17 protein-coding genes are annotated in these 18,294 nt (G+C 53.4%); 13 read left to right on the plus strand and 4 right to left on the minus strand.

The window, feature by feature from the left end:
* Nucleotides 1–521 precede the first annotated feature (521 nt).
* The 8 genes from K0I31_RS01285 (at nt 522) to K0I31_RS01320 (ending at nt 8,878) form a co-directional block, all read left to right on the plus strand.
* Complete coding sequence (locus K0I31_RS01285) at nt 522–1,217, plus strand: 4Fe-4S dicluster domain-containing protein (protein WP_011864051.1); 696 nt, start codon at nt 522–524, stop codon at nt 1,215–1,217.
* A 9-nt stretch (nt 1,218–1,226) separates the two neighbouring features.
* Nucleotides 1,227–4,265 (plus strand): molybdopterin-dependent oxidoreductase, encoded by a 3,039-nt coding sequence (locus K0I31_RS01290; RefSeq protein ID WP_220079636.1) that lies wholly within the window; start codon nt 1,227–1,229, stop codon nt 4,263–4,265.
* A 249-nt stretch (nt 4,266–4,514) separates the two neighbouring features.
* A complete protein-coding gene (locus tag K0I31_RS01295; protein ID WP_434086914.1) occupies nt 4,515–5,036 on the plus strand; it encodes a hypothetical protein in 522 nt (173 codons plus the stop codon).
* A gap of 610 nt (nt 5,037–5,646) precedes the next feature.
* Complete coding sequence (locus tag K0I31_RS01300; RefSeq protein ID WP_258406549.1) at nt 5,647–5,973, plus strand: hypothetical protein; 327 nt, start codon at nt 5,647–5,649, stop codon at nt 5,971–5,973.
* Between the two features lie 44 nt (nt 5,974–6,017).
* Nucleotides 6,018–6,575 carry a ribosomal protein S5-alanine N-acetyltransferase gene (rimJ, locus tag K0I31_RS01305; RefSeq protein WP_220079639.1) on the plus strand — a complete coding sequence of 186 codons (558 nt, stop codon included), beginning with the start codon at nt 6,018–6,020 and terminating at the stop codon, nt 6,573–6,575.
* Nucleotides 6,576–7,120: 545 nt separating this feature from the next.
* The gene (locus K0I31_RS01310) at nt 7,121–7,420 is read left to right on the plus strand and encodes a hypothetical protein (protein WP_220079640.1); all 300 of its coding nucleotides are present in this window, start codon (nt 7,121–7,123) and stop codon (nt 7,418–7,420) included.
* A gap of 471 nt (nt 7,421–7,891) precedes the next feature.
* Nucleotides 7,892–8,314 carry a hypothetical protein gene (locus K0I31_RS01315; protein ID WP_220079641.1) on the plus strand — a complete coding sequence of 141 codons (423 nt, stop codon included), beginning with the start codon at nt 7,892–7,894 and terminating at the stop codon, nt 8,312–8,314.
* A 114-nt stretch (nt 8,315–8,428) separates the two neighbouring features.
* A complete protein-coding gene (locus tag K0I31_RS01320) occupies nt 8,429–8,878 on the plus strand; it encodes a DUF4265 domain-containing protein (RefSeq protein WP_220079642.1) in 450 nt (149 codons plus the stop codon).
* A gap of 528 nt (nt 8,879–9,406) precedes the next feature.
* Here K0I31_RS01320 and K0I31_RS01325 read toward each other — a convergent pair.
* The 4 genes from K0I31_RS01325 to K0I31_RS01340 all read right to left on the minus strand — a co-directional run bounded on the left by K0I31_RS01325 (nt 9,407) and on the right by K0I31_RS01340 (nt 13,761).
* Entirely contained in the window at nt 9,407–9,985 is a 579-nt protein-coding gene (locus K0I31_RS01325) for a lipid-binding SYLF domain-containing protein (RefSeq protein ID WP_011864062.1), read from the minus strand.
* A 135-nt stretch (nt 9,986–10,120) separates the two neighbouring features.
* Nucleotides 10,121–12,199, minus strand: coding sequence for a S9 family peptidase (locus K0I31_RS01330; protein ID WP_220079643.1), 2,079 nt, complete (start codon nt 12,197–12,199; stop codon nt 10,121–10,123).
* A gap of 101 nt (nt 12,200–12,300) precedes the next feature.
* Nucleotides 12,301–13,188 (minus strand): hypothetical protein, encoded by an 888-nt coding sequence (locus K0I31_RS01335; RefSeq protein WP_220079644.1) that lies wholly within the window; start codon nt 13,186–13,188, stop codon nt 12,301–12,303.
* 171 nt (nt 13,189–13,359) lie between these two features.
* Nucleotides 13,360–13,761: a nitrous oxide-stimulated promoter family protein gene (locus K0I31_RS01340; protein WP_011864065.1), complete on the minus strand. Its 402-nt coding sequence runs from the start codon at nt 13,759–13,761 to the stop codon at nt 13,360–13,362.
* A gap of 322 nt (nt 13,762–14,083) precedes the next feature.
* Between K0I31_RS01340 and K0I31_RS01345 the strand changes: the two genes are divergently transcribed.
* The 5 genes from K0I31_RS01345 to K0I31_RS01365 all read left to right on the plus strand — a co-directional run bounded on the left by K0I31_RS01345 (nt 14,084) and on the right by K0I31_RS01365 (nt 18,284).
* Nucleotides 14,084–14,896, plus strand: coding sequence for a hypothetical protein (locus K0I31_RS01345; protein WP_220079645.1), 813 nt, complete (start codon nt 14,084–14,086; stop codon nt 14,894–14,896).
* 230 nt (nt 14,897–15,126) lie between these two features.
* On the plus strand, nt 15,127–15,438 hold the full coding sequence (locus K0I31_RS01350; RefSeq protein ID WP_220079646.1) for a hypothetical protein: 312 nt from the start codon (nt 15,127–15,129) through the stop codon (nt 15,436–15,438).
* A gap of 17 nt (nt 15,439–15,455) precedes the next feature.
* The gene (locus tag K0I31_RS01355) at nt 15,456–16,910 is read left to right on the plus strand and encodes a protein adenylyltransferase SelO (RefSeq protein ID WP_220079647.1); all 1,455 of its coding nucleotides are present in this window, start codon (nt 15,456–15,458) and stop codon (nt 16,908–16,910) included.
* 70 nt (nt 16,911–16,980) lie between these two features.
* Nucleotides 16,981–17,286: a DUF3630 family protein gene (locus K0I31_RS01360; RefSeq protein WP_144203871.1), complete on the plus strand. Its 306-nt coding sequence runs from the start codon at nt 16,981–16,983 to the stop codon at nt 17,284–17,286.
* Nucleotides 17,283–18,284: a serine/threonine protein kinase gene (locus K0I31_RS01365; RefSeq protein ID WP_286670328.1), complete on the plus strand. Its 1,002-nt coding sequence runs from the start codon at nt 17,283–17,285 to the stop codon at nt 18,282–18,284. Before K0I31_RS01360 ends, K0I31_RS01365 begins: the two co-directional genes overlap by 4 nt.
* Nucleotides 18,285–18,294: the final 10 nt, after the last annotated feature.

Genomic DNA, 18,294 nt, shown 5'->3' on the forward strand with positions numbered 1-18,294 from the left:
TTATTATCATCTATATATATCTACACACGTTCAGTGTTGAAAGTCACACTTTTAATATGGCCATTATTTAAAGTTTGCATTACTTCTCATGTTTTAATATCTGCATTTTGCAAAATGCGATATTTAAAATTTGCAGGCTTTATATATCTTCCAGGCTAACTGGTACGAACGAACAACTTGTAGGCGGGCTATAGGCTAGGCCTTGCTATCTCTAAGGTGTGCCTAAGCTCCTGCTTAGGCGGGATAACTGTTCGATTTGTGAACTTTCGATTTTATTTCATCAAATTTAAATTTATTTTTAATATGAGATGTTCGTCTTTTTATCACTTCTATTATACCCGCTCTCTATAAATAATTTCATCGAATTTATATTTTTATTTGAATCGTGATCTCTATTTAGTTTTCAATTTATAGCTTTATTGTCTGTTGCAAGTTTTATTATTGCGTGTGTATTTTAAATAATAAGAAACCTTCCAGAAGTCATGTTTTTATTTTAGAAAAACATAGTTAAGGATCTCGTTATGTTAGATCGGCGCTCGATATTAAAAATGGCGGCAGGTGGAGCTCTGCTTTCATTGGTGCCCGCCAGCACGCTACAAGCGAAAACCCTTGGAAAACGCTATGCCATGGTGTTTGACGTCAGACGTTGTACCGGCTGTCTCTCTTGTACCGTTTCATGTTCCGTTGAAAATCAAACTGATGCGGGTCGATGTCGTACCCGCGTCAATCAGGCTAGCCTGAGCTTGGGTGAGCGCATCGCTACCCTTGCGGTGCCGAACCAATGTAACCAGTGTGATAATCCTGTCTGCACTCAGGTCTGTCCGGTAGAGGCAACCTACAAGCGTAAGGAAGATGGCATAGTGGTGATCGACCACGAAGAGTGCATCCACTGCCAGCTGTGTGTCGACGCCTGTCCTTATGGCGCGCGCCGCAAAGATGAGAGCCTGGATAACCCGCCCGAGAAGTGCAACTTCTGTATTCATCGCGTCACCCAAGGGCTGTTGCCTGCCTGCGTCGAGACCTGTATCGGCGGCGCCCGTACCTTTGGTGATCTCAACGATCCCGACAGCCAGGTCTCTAAGCTGGTGCGGGACAACAAGGTCTACGCCATGCTGTCCGAGGCCGGCACCTCGCCTAATATCTTCTACATTGGCTTGCCGACATCCACCGATGATCAAGCCATTTTGAATCTCAATTACCTCGATTGGCAGCGCTAGGAGTCAAAGATGGATAGACGTAAGTTTTTAACTCAAGCCGGTCTGGTATCTGCCGCGACCATCACAGGTGCCGCCTGCAGTCGAGTCGATGCCGAGTCTGAGCCTAAGAAGACCCAGGACATTTCACGCTTTGGTCATCCCGTGGCGGCCGAGGGGGGCTTCGATGCCCAGGGTAAATGGCAAAAGACAGAGGGGGTGCGCACCGCCTATTCCCGCTGCTTTAGCTGTTACAACATCTGCGGCCTCAGGGTGCGTGTGGATGAGAAGACAGACAGAGTCTTGAAGGTGGGGGGCAACCCCTATTGTGAGAACAACTCTGGCTCGCCACTGCCGCTGAGCACCGAAGTGAAGCAGAGCTTTATCGCCCTGGCGGGTGAGGCTGGGCTGAAGAATCGCGCCACCACCTGTGCCAAGGGAGCGAGCTGCGTCGACTCGGTTGACGATGAGCGCCGGGTGACTCGGGTGCTCAAACGTGCGGGCAAGCGCGGCGGTGGCGAGTGGGTCACCATCAGCTATGAACAGGCACTTGCCGAGATCATCGAGGGGGGCGATCTCTTTGGCGAAGGTCATGTCGATGGCCTGCGCGCCATTCGCCAGCTGGATCAAGAGGTGAAGCCGGGCCACAGTGAATTTGGCAGTAAAGCGAATCAGCTGTTTGCCACCTTCTGCGCGGAAGACTATTTGCGCGGAAGCTTCTATTCTCGCTTCATGATGCAGTCATGGGGCACGGTTAACCTGGGGACTAAACACGCCTACTGCGGCGCCGCCCAGGCAACGGGTTATAGCCTGGGGATGGCGGCCGGATTCGAAGAGTGGCTCAACGATGTCGACTGGGAAAACGTCGAGTATGGCCTGTTTATGGGCACCAGCCCAGGCTCCTCGGGTGTCAGCCTGAACCGCGTCGGTCGAGGTCTTGCCAACAGCCGTGTGGATCGCGGCTTTAAATATGTGTGTGTCGACCCTCTGCTGCGTACCACGGTCGCCGCCGATACCAATGCCACCTGGCTACCGGTCAAACCCGGTCAGGATGCGGCATTCTCCTTTGGGGTGATCCGCACCATGCTCGAGGAGCAGTGGTTTAACAAGGCGCACCTGGAAAATCCGAGCCAGAAGGCGGCCGAGGCCGCGGGTGAACTTAACTACACCAACTCAGGTCACCTGGTGGTGATGGATCCTAAGCATCCAGAGTATCGCAAGTTTGCCAAGGCAAAAGATTTTGGTCTGGGTGGCGACGAGGCGTTGATCATCAAGGCGGGCACTCAGACCTTAGCGTCGGCGGAGTCAGGCGACAAGGCCGAGCTGTTTGTCAGCAAACGTGTCACCGACAGCCGTGGCCGTAAGGTGACCCTGATGTCGTCTCTCTATCTGCTGCGGGCCGAGGCCCAGCGCACCAGCATGGAGGAGTATGCCAAGCGCAGCGGCATCGCGATCAAAGAGATGCGTCAGGTGGCGAAAGATCTGGCGCACTATGGCCGCAAGGCCTGTGTGGCAGGCAACGGCGGCACCAACTCATCCGACGGTTTCGTGATGGGCTGGATCTGGGCGACGCTTAATACCCTGGCGGGTTCCCACGATGCCAAGGGCGGCGCGATCTATGGCAATGGCCCTATCGGCGGCATGGAAGGGTTGTACGATCTGGCCAACATCGAAGGCGGCGTGTCACTGGACGGTATCGTCAACGCCTGTCGTGATGGCGCCTACGAGGCCTCGACCGAATATCGTCTTAAGGTGGAGCAGGGCAAGAACCCTTATCCCGCCAGTACCCCTTGGCACGAGGTGCTGCCCGCCATGAATGCGGCCGAGCAGTGGACCAGCCATGCCAACGGCGACCCCTACAGCGCTAAGGTGTTGTTCAACTGGCGCAACAACTTCCTCTACAGCGCGGCGTCTATCAGTCAGGAGGTGGTGGCCAGCATCGCCGATCCTAAGCGCTTACCGCTGGTGGTGGGGATCGACTGCCACATGAACGAGACCAACCGCTATGCCGACTACCTGATCCCGGACCGTTCCATGCTTGAAGAGTATGCGGCGGATCGCATGTGGGGCGCCCATAAACTGGGCGTGGTGGCGGCATCGCCTGTGGTGACTCCGAGAACCGAGAAAAATGAGGCGGGTGAGCATATTTGCATGGAGCAGTTGCTGATCGATATCGCCCTCAAACTCGATTTGCCTGGTTTCGGTAAAGATGCCCTGGCCACCGGCGATGGCCGCAAGGTGGACCTGTTAACCTTCGAGGATTGGCACGCCAGATACCTGGCCAACGTGGCGGCGCAGTGTGAACAGCTACCTAAGGTGACCGAGGAAGATCGCCTGTGGGCCGGGCTGGATTATGCCATGAAGCCGCTCAAGCCAAGGCTTACCGCCGACGAGGCCGCCAAGGTCGAGGCCCTGCTGTCACGCGGTGGCTACTACCAAGAGGATGATCGTTATGAAGGCGACTTTATCAAGGGCGCCGGACCTAAGTGCCTGCAGATCTATCATCAGGAGGTGGCGCAGCTGCGTCATGCCTACTCGGGTGAATTCTACCCGGGCACGCCGACCCTGCAGGAACATAAGTTCTGGAACGGCGATACCTGGGAGAGCCATTGGCCCCAGAGCGAGTACCCACTGCTGTTCTCTAGCTACAAGGCGACGGTACGCTCTAACTATGCGGTGGCCTTCAAGCGGATCGGTGAGATCAGTCCCACCAACTTCGTCTATATGCACATAGATACCGCCAAGGCCCAGGGGCTGAAGGATGGCGATAGCGTGCGCATAGTAACCGCCAACGGCAAGCCCTGTGTCGGCACCCTGCAGACGGATATGGGGGTCACCAAGGGGGCTGTCTGTGTCTCCCACGGCTTTGGTCATAGCGAGGGCTTTGGCGGTGATGATCGCATCATCAACGGTGAGAAGTTAGCGGGGATCGCCAGTCGCGCCGGCGGCACGGCGGTGAACCAGATGATCCCGGCGGATCCGACCCGCAACGGCGCCGCCAGTATGCTCAACGATTACTGGACTGGAGCCAACTGTCGTCACGGCATTCCGGTGCGGGTGGAGAAAGCCTAATCCTTGAATCGAATCATTAACCAAGCATAGTTTTAACCATAGCTTTTCTAAACATAGTTATCCTGTAAACCTTTCCCCCGTTGCCTCGGCTTCGGGGGCTTTTTTTATTCAGCTTCAATTTATCTCTTCGTGCTAGTGTGAAGGCTCAATTTGATGGAGCATAAAAACAAGATGACTAAATCCTTATCACTATCTCTTGGCGCCAAATCACTTGGTGTTAGCGCCGCCCTATTGTTAGCCGCCCCTGCAATGGCGACCACGACCGATCAGAGTCAATTTTTCGATGCGATAGCCGCCCATTGCGGCCAGGCCTTTGAGGGCAAGGTGACGACGGGCAACAGCGCCGACTCGGCCTTCTCTGGCAAGCGTCTGGTGATGCATGTGCGCGCGTGCAGCGACAGCGAGCTCAAGGTGCCGTTTCATGTGGGTGAGGATCACTCTCGCACCTGGGTGATCACCAAGACAGACACAGGACTGCGTCTCAAACATGACCACAGACATCAAGATGGTAGCGAAGACAAGGTCACCATGTATGGCGGCGACACCCAAGATGGCGGCAGCGCCGAGCTGCAATCCTTCCCGGTCGATGCCTACTCTATCGACAACTTCAAACAAAATGGACTGACCCAATCGGTCACCAATGTGTGGCACATGGGGATCACCGAAAGCCAGTTTATCTATCGCCTCACCCGGGAGAATCGCGACTTTAAGGTGACGTTTGATCTGACCAAGCCGGTTGCCTTGCCGCCTGCTCCATGGGGCCACGAGTAGCCTTACAATGAAGGCTGGGCATTTTGTTTTGGTGCCTGGCCGAGTTGGTATTTGATAGGGTTTTGAAGGTTTAACCTTCATTGTTCTTCAATGTTATCTAGCGCCTGCCCGGTGGGTGCTGTATATGGATGTGCGAATATTGTGATCACAGGGATGTTGTTACTTGTGAAGGAAAATTGAACCTCATACCTTCACCTTCATCAATTGCCTGCGGCAGGCTTATGTGCAAGCACGCTTTAGGCACGGTGAGTGAAGCAAAGCTTCGAGTTTACGAACGAGAGGCATGGATGCCGAACTGGCAGTTAAACAGGGACGTTGTTGGAGTGGGTCCTTATACGCTTCACGGCGGTACTGACCTACATGGATGTTGGGAATGCCAAAAAATGTATGGAACATTTTTGGCCATGCCGCCGAGAGCCAAAAGCGTGCTTACACCTGTATCTAAACGTCTCTTCGATTTGGCGTTTTGCGCGATGTTAGCGGTTTGTGGGTGTTGTGCTTGCAAAGGGGGGGGAGAGGAGTAAGCTGGTGGGCCATCTGCATGGGGTTGGGTGATAACCCTTATCTCATCTTGCTAAGGATTGCTTCCATTGTTTCGCATAAGGACATCATGAATACGCTGTTTACCTACATCAAGGCTATCCATCATCAAGCGAGTGATGTGGCCATCATAGATAAGCTCACTAAAACAAACCGTTATTGTGATGATGGTGTGAAGGTTGATGAAGAAGAGACGAGTTATCGTTTCGATAATGACGTGGTGATACGCCACCGGGTCGAGCGTGACAATGCGCCGAGCGAGCAGTTGTGCGAAGAGTGCTGGATAAGCTATGAGGTGATCGATAGCGCGCAGTATTCGATAACCCCCTGTAGAAAGACTTTCCACAACGCCTGCCAGGAAAGCTTCTGGCTAAAGATGCAGGCGAGCATCGCCTAACCACACTAGGCTTTAATGTTTCCCTCTTTGAGTAAGACTCTCCCATGACGACAGAATTGACTACCGAGCGCACCCGCATCCGCCTCTTGGAAGGTCACGAAGCTCAGATGCTGCTGCGATACTATCTTGAAAACCGTGAGTATCTGGCCCCCTGGGAGCCTGAACGACGCGACGATTTCTTCACGCTTGCCCATGCCCAATCTGTCGTGGCCGAGAATACCCGCCTGTATAAAGCGGGACTTGCATTCAGATTCGCCATTCTTAACCCAGAGCAGACAGAGATCATAGGGCTGTGCAATATCACCAACCTGGTGATGGGGATTTTCAAGGCGGCAAACCTCGGCTATTCGGTCGCCGAGCGCTACCAGGGACAGGGTTACATGTGCGAGGCGCTGCGGGCGTTACTCGACTTCGTTTTCGACGAGGTTGGACTGAATCGCGTGATGGCCAACTATATGCCGCACAATGTAAGCAGCGCCCGCTTGCTTGAGAGGTTGGGATTTGAGCGTGAAGGTTATGCCAAGTCATATCTCAAGATTTCCGGAGAATGGCAGGATCATGTGTTGACCGCCAAGTTGAATCCCAATCGGGGTAAAGTTTAGGAGGTTTTGTCTCTGCGCTAGCATCCGCTGGAATTCTTGTTGGGGGGATTTCTGAAGGCTGAACCTTCATTGTTATCTATCGCCTGCCCGGCGGGGGATGTGCAAGCACTCTTTTGGCACGCTGTGAATATGTCCCTATACGCTTCACGGCGGCGTCCATGCCGCCGAGAGCCAAAAGCGTGCTTACACCTGTATCTAAACGTCTCTTCGATTTGACTGTGTTTAGTGCGATGAGGGAACAAAAAGCTTGCCATCGACTATTACTCTGTAGCAGTCAATACGATTAGTTTTATATAACTCTAACGTGTGCGTGGTAGTTACACCATTGTCGTAATCTGTAATTTCGATAACCCTACGAAGCTCAGGAGTGCGTTGAACCGATACATCACCCTGTTCGCATTGTGCTGAGGTAGTATTTACTTTACTGTATGATTTACGATAATTTTTTGAGTCTTACTAGTGCGGCTATACATGCTTGGCCTCCTACCAGACAAGGTAGCGTACCTTGCAAGGTCTCGCTAAAAAGTTGTTATGCGTGATCGAGTATGAAGAAGAAATTAAGCGCAAAGGAAAAAGTGCTCTGGAAGAGGATTTCTGAAATCCTATGGAAGAACTGGGACCCTATCGGAGTATATGAAGAAGATAGCAAGTGGGATGATGAATATGACAGCTATGTCCCACACATTTTTCGTTTGGCTATAGATGGCTGCGATCACATAAGAATTGCAGCATCATTAACATCTACAATACGTCAAAATATCGGGTTGTGCGCAAAAGACAATAACAAACACGATATTAATGTGGCGAAGTTAATAGTTGCTGCTAAACAAGAGATATTAGGTTAGTGGAAAAATCGCATAACAAGGGCTGGCAACAGACCTCCGGCAATTGCTACCGGCGTTATGCATCTACAGGGAGGTAGCACATGAAGTGCCCACATTGCTCCGAATCAGTGAGCGTATTCTCAAAAGAAATGAACAAATTTGGTAAATCTAAAGCCTGCCCGAAATGCAGCAATCCTATTCAGCTATATGTAAGTCCTAAATGGGTAGCAATCTTAATTATTCCGGGTATAGCCAGCGCTCTTTTGCTCAAACCACTTTTCATAAATGCCGGTCTAAGCGGTTCTTTGTCTACTGGTCTAATGTGCGGAGTAATGATTCTATTGTGCATGCGGCTTAAGGTGCCAAAGGTTAAAGAAAATGCATAACAAGGCGGTCAAGTTCACTCCGCCACTTCGTGGCTGCGCGGGACGCCAAAAGCTTCGCTTTTCGCGCCCCTTACCTTGGCGTAATACTCCATGGAGTTTTTAGCTTTTGCAATTTGAGCAGATACATTCCCGAATCAACATCGATTCGGCCATTTTCACATTTGGCGTTCCGAAGGAATCACCAAACTCATTTTGTTATAAGATCTTTTGCGCCGGAGAAAGCTCTTATTCGGTAGAACAGTTTGATCCTAGTAGTTTTGACCAACTGAAAGTCATCGTCAATAAATTAAGCCAGCTAAGCCCCGACAAGCCTCGAGCAAGAATAAAAATAAAAGTTAATAGATTTATGTCGGTTCGGCTAAGTTTTAAAAAATATGATGAAGAAAAAGGCTTTAAGGTTAAAGCTTACATACTTGGCTTTCTCTACTTTAGTAGTGCAGGCTTTTTAGGAAGCTACGTGAAAGTTCAGCAGCTTAAGAACTTAATTACCTATCTTAATAAGTGTATCGAGTCAAAAAGTGGCGTATAACAAAAAATTATGTCGCCCGCAGGCAGGCTGGGACACAAACACGCAGGCGGCTTCGACATTCTAGTCTGCCTGTTTGTGTCCCATATTTAAGTGTTAGGCTTCTAGGTGTTAACTGTGAGCAAATTAGTAAAAATTAGAATTGAGTTACCATCTGAAAATGTTCTCAATGCATCTGCCGAAACCCTTTGGGCTGAGCCACTTGGGAAGGGACTGTTTAAACTCCAAAATTCACCATTTGGTGCATATGGCTTTAGCTTTGAAGATGTTGTTATAGCCGATGATAGTGAAATACCTAATGTGTTAGGTGTTCATGAAAACTCGGGGCGTTCTACTTACCGCATATTGTTAAAGGACTGGGCTCTAAACACTGATGAGTTTGCCCAAGCTTGGAAAAAATTAGAAAGTATTGGTTGTACCTATGAGGGCTCAGAATCAAAATTATTGGCTATTGATGTTCCTGCCAATACAGATATTTTCCAAGCTTATAAAATACTTGAGGCAGGTGAAGAAGCCGATTTGTGGGAATTTGAAGAAGCTAAATGTGCTCATAATATCGAAGCCTAACAAAGCCATTATGGAAGGGACGCAAAACGCTTGGCTTGCGCTCCTACGTCACTAAATATAGTCAAGCATTTTCCGCCACATATGGCGGTGTTAGCCGCTATAAACCTTCACTCGATAGCCATTAATTAGAACTAAAAAAACTAACTCGGAAATGTCCAAAAGTGATTTTGCTTTTGACTTTCCTGTCAGGTTCAAAAGCGGCTAAATCGAAGAGACAGATAACTAGGTGTAAACACATTTGTGACCTTCCGAGGCATGGATGCCGAGGTAGAGCTCACATGGAGGTGCTCGTGGCGTGTCACAAATGTGTTTGCACATAAGCCTGCCGCAGGCAATTGATACACCATGCCGCCATGGTTCAAAGCTAACCTTTCCAATACCAAAGTCGGTTTGATGCGCAATAACAAGTCATGGCAATCGCTTGGCGAAGCCGACCGTTATTCAACATGAAATTGACGACCAACCTCAAGGATAATGGGGAAGAATCAAAGAAAGGAGGGAGCCATCTGACTCCCTCACAGATGCCCGTTATTTGGGTTCAAAGGTAAAAGACTGCCCGGCCAGTGCGGCCTCATACATCAGGCCACCTTTGGCGGCGGTGAAGATCGCCATGCCGTTGATGTAGGCGGCGCTGGCGGCCTTGTTGGCACCCGAGTGGCCTGCGCCTGCGGAGTTACCCGTGGTGCCCACCTGGGCATTGGCGCCGACATTGATGGCGACGGCCGAGGCGGTGGCGCCGAATTCGAAGCTGCCGCTGGTAAACTCTTGATAAGCTTTGGCATCTTTGAAGAAGATGATCTCGCTGTAGGCCTGTCCGCCGAGCTGGAAGCCAATGGAGAGTTGGGTCAGGCTGGAGTCGCCGGTATGGGCACCGCCCTTGTAGACACGGCCCTTACCGTAGGCGGCGCCTATGCCTATGCCGCCCTTGCCGACGGTGGGAAAGATGGCGTAGCCATAGGCGGAGTTAAAGAACTTCTGGGTGTCCGGGGCTTTCTTGAAGTTGGCAATCGCCTCGCTGTAGCTGTCGGCGGCGAGCGTCATGGGGGACGTCAATAATCCCAATGCCACACAACAGCTTAGAATTAGGGTAGACAGATACTTATGCATGATGACCTCCATCGATTTGGATGGTTTTAGCATAGTTCGACTGATTAAGAATGAAAACGGCTGTTGATGAAAAAAGCGCCAAAATTGGCGCTTTTTCGATTGATGTCAGCTCGGGTTCAGCTAACAAATAGGCTTTTACTTAGCTTCGTCCATCTGCTTGCCCAGCACATAGTGCTCGAACCACTGCTTGTCCCAGTCCATCTTGGCCTGTCTGTGCTGGTACTTGCTCAGACCATGGCCTTCTCCCGGATACACCACCAACTCGACCGGCACGTTCAGGTAGTGCTTCAGGGCGCGGTAGAGACCCTGGGCATGACCCAGTGGCACGCGCTGATCATTTTCGCCTATGTGGATCAGGGTAGGTGTCTTGATCTTGTCGGCATGGGTCAGCGACGAGCCGTGGGTATAGGCTTCAGGTTTCTCCCAGGGCAGGCCCTGCATGAAGTTGATCACATGGCCAGGGGTGTCCTCCAGCATCCACTGCAGACGCTGGTCGAATACGCCGGCACCCGAGCTGGCTGCCTTGAAGCGGTTGGTGGTGCTGATGAGGGCGTTGGTGAGGTAGCCGCCGTTACTCCAGCCCATTACCGCCATCTTGTCACCGTCGGCTATGCCCTGTTTGATCAGATGATCGACACCTGCCATGATGTCGGCCACCTCGATCTCATGCTCCTGGCCCACCAGGTCCGTGAGGAACTTGTCGCCATAGCCGGTAGAACCGCGGTAGTTAGGCGAGAGTAGCGCCCAGCCGTTGGCGGTAAAGGTGGCGCGGCCGTAGGATCTGTGTTGCAGCGCGTATGGCGTGGCCGAGGTCGGGCCGCCGTGGATCTGCACGATCAGCGGTAGCGGGCCGTCACTCTTCTTGTAGCCTGCGGGCAGATCCAGGATCCCCTCCACCTGGCTGCCGTCCGGCGCCGTCCATTTCACTACCGAGATCTCTGGTAGGATCCAGCTGTCGACCTGAGGGTTGATGTTGGTCAGGCGCTTGTACTTGGCCTTCTTGCTGGCGGCATCGGCGATGAAGAGGTCGCTGAAATGATCCAGGCCGTTGTGGCTGAAGGCCAGTTTCTTGCCATTGTGGGTGAAGCTATAGCTGCCCATCACCAGATCGCCTGCCAGTACGGTACGGGTGTCCCCTTGCCCCTGGTTATCTACCTCGCTACAGAAGAGTTTTACCCTGGCGTGGTCGTAGCCGCGATAGCAGAGCTCGTCGCTGCCTGGTCGCCAATGGATGTCGCCGGAGTTGAAGGTGACATCACCCTCTGTCTTCACCTGAATTAGCTTGGCCTTGTCGTCCTGTGGCTTGGCCACAAACAGCTTGCCCGGGTGGCCGTCGAAGTCGATACGAAACGCCAGGCGTTGGTTGTCTTCATGCCAAGCCAGGCCCAGTAGCCAGCCGTAAGGCGAGGGCGCCTGCTCGCGCCAGGCGCTGTCTTCCAGCACCTTGTTCTGCTGTGACTGGGTGTTGAATACCTCTATGTTTGACCAGCCTTCCAGGTTAACCAGTTCGTTGTCCTGGGTGGTGATACGGGCGATCTGGCTGGCGTCCTGGTTGACGCTGAAGTTCCACACCACCTTGTCATCGTCCAGCACCAGGCTCTGTTGGTAGTGGTCGAGATCTAGCTTGTAGAGAGGGTTGGTGGTGACCTTGCCGTGACCATACTTAGGTGCGCCGTGTTTGGCTCTTACCTTGGCCCAGATATCTTTGTCTGTAGTGCTCTTGTTGGTGAGGAAGTAGAGGCTCTTGCCATCTTGGCTGAGCTGGAACTGTTTTACTCCCTCGGCTTCCTTGGTGACTGGGACGGCCTCTGTGCTGCCCATGTTGATTCTGAACACCTGAGCCTTGCCGTTGTAGGGGGCCTTGTTGTCTTCGCGGTTCTGCTTGACCAGATAGTAGATGGCGCTGCCGTCCGGGCTCCACTGAGGGCTGGATTCGCTCTCGTTGGTGAAGGTGAGGCGGTTGGTCTTGCGTGACTTGGTATCGATAAGCCAGAGATCTTTCTGCGCCTTGTCCAGCTCCTTGTCCCAGCGGGATTCTAGCCAGAGTGCATGTTTGCCATCTGGACTGAGCTGGACATTGCCCATGTTGCCTATGGTGAAAAAGTCATCCGTGGTGATCTGGTGAGTACGCTCGACGGCCAATACGCCGTTGCTCAGTCCCATGGCGCCCGCACAGATCGCCGCCAACGCGGTGAGTTGATATCCCCTTCCCATCTTGATCCCTTCTCTAGTGATTGCTTGAGTAATTCTTGTTAATTGAGGTGGTTAAGCCCGGATACATTAACGCAAAACCGCTTAGGTATAAATTGAGTTAATTATTTTTTGTCGGATTGCAGCAGTTGTTGCAGATAATTGAGTTCTTCGGCGCTCAGCAGCTGACGGCTGCTGTTTGGACGCGCCTGAGCTTGTAGGTCTGGAGAGAGGCGGCCCCTGAGATAGGCGGACATGGTGATCTGCTTGAGGCCATAGAGGGCGAGCAGGTAGAGGCTGAGGAGCAGAAACAGCCGGGTGCTCGCCTGAGCCGCCAGGCTGACCTTATCCCCCAGCAGGTAGGGCAGTATGACTAATCCCATGCGCACCAGCCAGTTGGTCAACATGGCCAGCGTCAGCGCCAGCAGCCATCTGAACTTGATATCCTTGAGACTGTCTTGATGGGCGCGGTGAGCCCGTCCCTTGAAGCGGCGCAGCAGGCGCCAGATGGCGTAGAAATAGAGAACGGTCTGCAGCACCAGCAGCAGGGGTAGCACAGTACCCAGCAGGGTGACATGGTTAAACTGGGTCACTCTGCTGGTCGAGACCAGCTGGCGCATCTCACCGCTTAGCAGCGCGCTGAGGCCTATCACCAGCACCAGGGCGATGGCGGGGATGAAGTGGCGCGACAGGCCGATAGAACCCTTGATGTCGTGCAGGCTGCGATAGCAATAGAGATACAGCATGGGCATCAGCAGGAAATAGGCCGGGATCAGCAGGATAAATAGCTGTTGCAGCGGCAGGGGCGAGTTGTCTCTGTTGAGCAGGCCGGTGAGAAAGTAGAGGGCCAGTAGGCTGAAGATGGCGCCTAGCAGCTTGTGGTTGTCGTTGCGATCACGGTAGAGATACCTGAGGTAGAGTCCCAGGCCGATACAGTGCAAGCCGCCCAGCAAAGAGAGCCACCAGTATCCTTCGAATAACAAGCCGTGAGAGTGCGTATCCATAGTGCTCATTGTTGACGCAAAATGGCCGGCGAGGCAAGCGTGAGGTGGGATTTCGCCTCGAAATGCCATCAAGGGTTAAGGCGCTGATCTCAGCTTGGAAATAACGGGTTAACCCAAGGTGAATTTTGGGCGTTATTGGCGCGGCTAATCGCAGGGGTAACTGCTGGAACCAACCCAGATCTAAGAGGAGGGTTTCTGCTCCTTGGCCAGACGCAGGTGGCGGTTAGATGCCGCCGCGGGCGGCTTGCCCGGCACAGGGCCGCGTTCGGCCCACAGGTGACGTATCGCCATGATGGGGTGGGGCAGCAGCATGCGCGGGCCGGAATAGATCATTATCTCTCTCGCCTTGGCCTTCGGCTCAGGCTTGTAGCAATGCACTGGGCACTTGTTGCAGGTAGGTTTGTCCTGACCGTAGGGGCAGCGGTCCAGCCTGGTGTGGGCATACTCGAGAAACTCGCTGCACTCTGGGCAGTTGGCCACATCGCCCTTGGCCTGGCAGTGGTCTTTGCAATAGATATGTACCATGGCGGCGATCGTCTTAAACTCTCGCAGCAGCTTACCACTTAGGATCTCTTGGCTCATGATATATCCGACTTCTTTACTGGGTTATAGCTAGCCTAGCCCGAGGCGAACGGGAACACAAAAGCAAGCGGCGAAATTATGAAGATGCGCACAAAATGGCACTTTTAGTCGGTGCCGTCCGCCGCTGAAAATCACGGCAGAAAAGGCCATTTTTACCCCCTAAGCATGATTTTCACGGCTGTTTTTGATACCCGAGCGAAAAAGAGGTATAAATATTTGATTTATAGCAAGAGAATCGACTAATAATATCGGTTAATATCTAGACATATTTGCGATATGAAAATGCCTGATACTGGGCGCGATTAATCAACGGTGGATGATAATGAAATATATAGCCATTATTTTGCTGGTAGCGGTGGGCGTTTACCTGTACAAACGAGCGCAGCGACTGGCACAGGAAGAGCAACAAGCAACCCAGAAACCGGTTGAAAAGGTGGTATCAGGCGAGGCCGTGAATGTGCCTAGCCAAGAAGCGGATCAGGAAGCGGAAAAGGTGGTCTCGACCCCAGCCGATGAGGGCGTGACCTTCGAACCAGTCGAGCCCGCTGAGGCAAAGGCTGTTGAGACGGCGGCTGTTGAAGAGACTGTCTTAGAAGTGGCCGAAGAGAAGAAACCGACCGAGGCAGTACTTGAGGTTGAACAAGCTCCCGAGCAGGTTGCTGAAGAGCCAGAGCCAGAGCCAGAGCCAGAGCCAGAGCCAGAGCCAGAGCCAGAGCCAGAGCCAGAGCCCGCCTTCAAGATGCTGGCGGTGACCGATGAATCATGGGCGAACGACAAGCTGAGCGCGTCTTTAGCCCAATATCGCGCCGAACCAGAGGCCGAAGGCAAGCATGTGGCGCTGCTACAGGCAATCGCTGAGTGTTACAAGCAGCGTAAGCAGGAAGAGTACCGCGAATATGGCGCGGCGCTATCACCATACTATCAATCGCTGTTTGCCGCTCTGCCAGCCCCAACCAAGGAGAAGGGCGTCGGTTTCATGCACCTGGCCACCCTGCTTAACGACTGTGGTGACTTCGATGGTGCCATCGCAATCTGTCAGGCGGCCATAGGTTATGGCCTCTCAGACGGTACGGTTACCGGTTTCGAGGGGCGTATCACTCGCATCGAGAAGGCCAAGGCGAAGGCGCAGGCCTGATCTTAGCCCCGGCAGTAATCTACTGCATCTCGGCGAATAGCCGTGTAAACTAGTCAAGCAATACTAAAGAGGCGATCTGAGTGTCGCCTTTTTTATGTCCGGAACATTTATGCCATTTGCCCAAGGATGGAGAGGAGATGGCGTTATGTCCGGAACATTTATGTCTCTGGTCGCAGGGCCATATTGGCCTTGGTTTAGATTGGACAATCTGTGGTGAACAGGAGATCAAAATGCGCAGCATGATGGCTTTCGCGGCGTTACTATTAACTATGACGGCGTGTACCCAGGTGCCACAATGGACCCTCTTCTATTATCCCGACGCGGCGCAGGGGGCATCCGCCGAGGCGCTGGCGAGCCAAGGTGAGCTAGACCAGCACATAAGCGGCTACTATCAGCAGCTGGAGCAGTGCCTGGCAAAGGGCGCCGGTATGGTGAAGCTGAGTCAGACGGGTAGCGGCAGTTATCTGTGCGGTGAACTATGTCAGCGCAATGAGGCGGGTGAGCTTAAGTGCCAACGCCTGGAAACTCTGGCAAGCCAGTGAAGCATAAGGGTTAGCCAATGAAGTTTAAGCAAGATTATTTCGACCAGCTAAGCGGGTTTTATTCCCAGGTGACCCCTCAGGGGCTGCCGCGCCCTCAGTGGCTGGCATGGAGTGAAGATGCCGCCGCGCTAATTGGGCTTAAGCAGCCCGATGATGAGTTGCTGCAGGGGCTGGCAGGCAATCAGGCGATCCCGGGTGCCAGCTATTATGCTCAGGTCTATAGCGGTCATCAGTTTGGTGGCTACTCGCCTCAGCTTGGCGACGGCCGCTCCATCATTCTTGGCGAGGCCGAGGGCCCACAGGGCTACTGGGATGTGGCGCTTAAAGGCGCAGGCATGACTCCCTATTCCCGCCATGGCGACGGCCGCGCCGTATTGCGCAGCGCGGTGCGCGAGTTTCTGGTTTCCGAGGCGCTGCATTATCTCAATATCCCCACGACACGGGCCCTGGCGGTGATCGGCTCTGACTTGCCCGTGTGGCGTGAGACTCAGGAGACGGCGGCCATTACCGTGCGTCTGGCCAAGAGCCATATCCGCTTCGGTCATTTCGAGTTTTTCTGCCACAGCGAGCAGGGCAGCAAGGATAAGCTCAAGCAGCTGATCGACTTTACCCTGAGCCAGCACTATCCCGAGTTGAGCAGTGACCAGGCCGGCTACATCGCCTGGTTTAACCGTGTGGTGGCCGATACCGCCAAGTTGATCGCCCACTGGCAGGCCGTCGGCTTCGCCCATGGGGTGATGAACACAGACAACATGTCGATCCTCGGCGACAGCTTTGATTTCGGCCCCTTCGCCTTCCTCGATACCTTCGAGGAGGACTTTATCTGTAACCATTCGGATCCCAATGGTCGCTATGCCTTCGGTCAGCAGCCGGGCGTCGGCCTGTGGAACCTGCAGCGTCTGGCCCAGGCCTTAGTGCCGATTATCGCCTCGGACGATCTAATCGCCGCCCTCAATACCTACCAGCATCATCTGGTGCAGGCCTATCTGGTCTTGATGCGCGATAAGTTGGGCATCAAGTTGGTTGAGCCGGCAGGCAGCGAGCAAGATGAAGCGGACCTACAGCTGATCGGCGGCTTTACTCAGCTGATGGAGGCTAACCGTTTGGATCACACCAACACCTGGCGCCGCTTTGCGCAGCTGGATCCGAATAGCCAACACTCCTCTCTCAGAGATGACTTTATCGATCTCGCCGGTTTCGATACCTGGTATCAGGCCTATCAAGAGCGTCTGGGGCAGGTGAGTGATGTGGCCGGCTGGCAGGCGGCGCGGGCACAGGTGAACCCTAAATATGTGCTGCGCAACTATCTGGCCCAGGAGGCGATTATCGCCTGTGAAGAGGGCAATACCCAGCCGCTGGCCGATCTGCACCAGCTGCTGACACGCCCCTTCGACGAGCAGCCGGAGAATGAAGCCTACGCCAAGCGTCCACCCGAGTGGGGACAGGGACTTATCATGTCCTGTAGTAGTTAGTCTTATTAGACAAACAATAATGGTTGAGCAGAATTTAGTTTGAAGAGGCAGGGAACACCCTGAGTAAGTTATGAATCAAGAGTTGAAGATCAGCGCCATTAAGGTCGAGCCTCAGGCCAAGAGCCTGTCGATTCTGGCCGATGTGGATTTTGACCGCTTCGATCCTTTTGCCGAGGCGCTCGTTAAGGCGCTGGATTGCCGGGTGATCGAGCGTCACTGGGGCGCGGATAGGCATCAGTGGCTGCTGGAGTTCGAGGGCAGCCTGTTGCAGCTAAATTATGAGTTTTATGGCGATGTCTGCTGGCTGTCGGTGGAGCGAGACGATGAGGTCGAGGTGCTCGTCTATCTGGCCAGCCTATTGGAGTCACAGCTATGACAGAGTCGATGCAAGGGGCGGGGTTTCATTTTCAGGCCTTGACGCCGGATCTCATCCTGGATGCCATAGAGTCTGTGGGTATCTATCCCGAGACAGGGCTGCTGGCGCTGAACAGCTATGAGAACCGCGTCTATCAGTTTCGCTGCGATCTGGGGCGACGCTATGTGGTGAAGTTCTATCGCCCCGAGCGCTGGAGTAACGAGCAGATTCAAGAGGAGCACGACTTCTGCGCCGAGCTGGTGGAGGAGGAGATCCCTGTGGCGGCACCGGTGATCATCGAGGGGCGCTCACTGCAGGAATATCAGGGTTATCGCTTCGCGCTGTTTCCCTCTATGGGTGGGCGCGCCTTCGAGGTGGATAACCTGGAGCAGCTCGAGGAGGTGGGACATTTCATCGGCCGTATTCATCAGATGGCCAAGCGTCGTCCCTTTGTGCATCGTCAGACCCTGACGCCTAAGCTGCTGGGCGATGAGTCTCTGGCGTGGCTCAAGGGCTCAGATCATGTGCCGCCCAGCCTTGAGACCGCCTATTTCACCATAGTGGAGCAGGTGCTGGAGAAGGCGAAAGCCATCTGGCATCAATATCCCACCGAGGCGATTCGCCTGCATGGGGATCTGCATCCCAGTAACATCTTGTGGACCCCGGACGGCCCCGGTTTCGTGGACTTGGATGATGCCAAGATGGGGCCAGCGGTGCAGGATATCTGGATGATGCTCTCGGGCGAGCGCTCGCACCAGACCCTGCAGCTTGAGGTGTTGCTCGAGGCCTATGAGGAGTTTTGCGATTTCGATAATCGCCAGCTGCATCTTATCGAGTCGCTGCGGGCGATGCGCATGCTGCATTACAACGCCTGGTTGAGCCGCCGCTGGCAGGACCCCGCCTTTCCGATGCATTTCCCCTGGTATGGCGAGGAGAAATATTGGGAGCAGCAGATCCTGTCCTTCAAGGAGCAGCTGGCTAAGTTAGATGAGCCGCCGATCACCCTGATCCCTTATTAGTCGGGGCTAA

Origin of the sequence: Shewanella spartinae, from assembly GCF_019457555.1 — a bacterium.
GTDB classification, from domain to species: domain Bacteria; phylum Pseudomonadota; class Gammaproteobacteria; order Enterobacterales; family Shewanellaceae; genus Shewanella; species Shewanella loihica.

What these genes read in the sequence shown, in the direction of transcription:
- K0I31_RS01285 (WP_011864051.1), top strand. Translation starts at nt 522, where the DNA reads ATGTTAGATCGGCGCTCGATATTAAAAATGGCGGCAGGTGGAGCTCTG.
- K0I31_RS01290 (WP_220079636.1), top strand. Translation starts at nt 1,227, where the DNA reads ATGGATAGACGTAAGTTTTTAACTCAAGCCGGTCTGGTATCTGCCGCG.
- K0I31_RS01295 (WP_434086914.1), top strand. Translation starts at nt 4,515, where the DNA reads ATGGCGACCACGACCGATCAGAGTCAATTTTTCGATGCGATAGCCGCC.
- K0I31_RS01300 (WP_258406549.1), top strand. Translation starts at nt 5,647, where the DNA reads ATGAATACGCTGTTTACCTACATCAAGGCTATCCATCATCAAGCGAGT.
- rimJ (WP_220079639.1), top strand. Translation starts at nt 6,018, where the DNA reads ATGACGACAGAATTGACTACCGAGCGCACCCGCATCCGCCTCTTGGAA.
- K0I31_RS01310 (WP_220079640.1), top strand. Translation starts at nt 7,121, where the DNA reads ATGAAGAAGAAATTAAGCGCAAAGGAAAAAGTGCTCTGGAAGAGGATT.
- K0I31_RS01325 (WP_011864062.1), bottom strand. Translation starts at nt 9,985, where the DNA reads ATGCATAAGTATCTGTCTACCCTAATTCTAAGCTGTTGTGTGGCATTG.
- K0I31_RS01330 (WP_220079643.1), bottom strand. Translation starts at nt 12,199, where the DNA reads ATGGGAAGGGGATATCAACTCACCGCGTTGGCGGCGATCTGTGCGGGC.
- K0I31_RS01335 (WP_220079644.1), bottom strand. Translation starts at nt 13,188, where the DNA reads ATGAGCACTATGGATACGCACTCTCACGGCTTGTTATTCGAAGGATAC.
- K0I31_RS01340 (WP_011864065.1), bottom strand. Translation starts at nt 13,761, where the DNA reads ATGAGCCAAGAGATCCTAAGTGGTAAGCTGCTGCGAGAGTTTAAGACG.
- K0I31_RS01345 (WP_220079645.1), top strand. Translation starts at nt 14,084, where the DNA reads ATGAAATATATAGCCATTATTTTGCTGGTAGCGGTGGGCGTTTACCTG.
- K0I31_RS01350 (WP_220079646.1), top strand. Translation starts at nt 15,127, where the DNA reads ATGCGCAGCATGATGGCTTTCGCGGCGTTACTATTAACTATGACGGCG.
- K0I31_RS01355 (WP_220079647.1), top strand. Translation starts at nt 15,456, where the DNA reads ATGAAGTTTAAGCAAGATTATTTCGACCAGCTAAGCGGGTTTTATTCC.
- K0I31_RS01360 (WP_144203871.1), top strand. Translation starts at nt 16,981, where the DNA reads ATGAATCAAGAGTTGAAGATCAGCGCCATTAAGGTCGAGCCTCAGGCC.
- K0I31_RS01365 (WP_286670328.1), top strand. Translation starts at nt 17,283, where the DNA reads ATGACAGAGTCGATGCAAGGGGCGGGGTTTCATTTTCAGGCCTTGACG.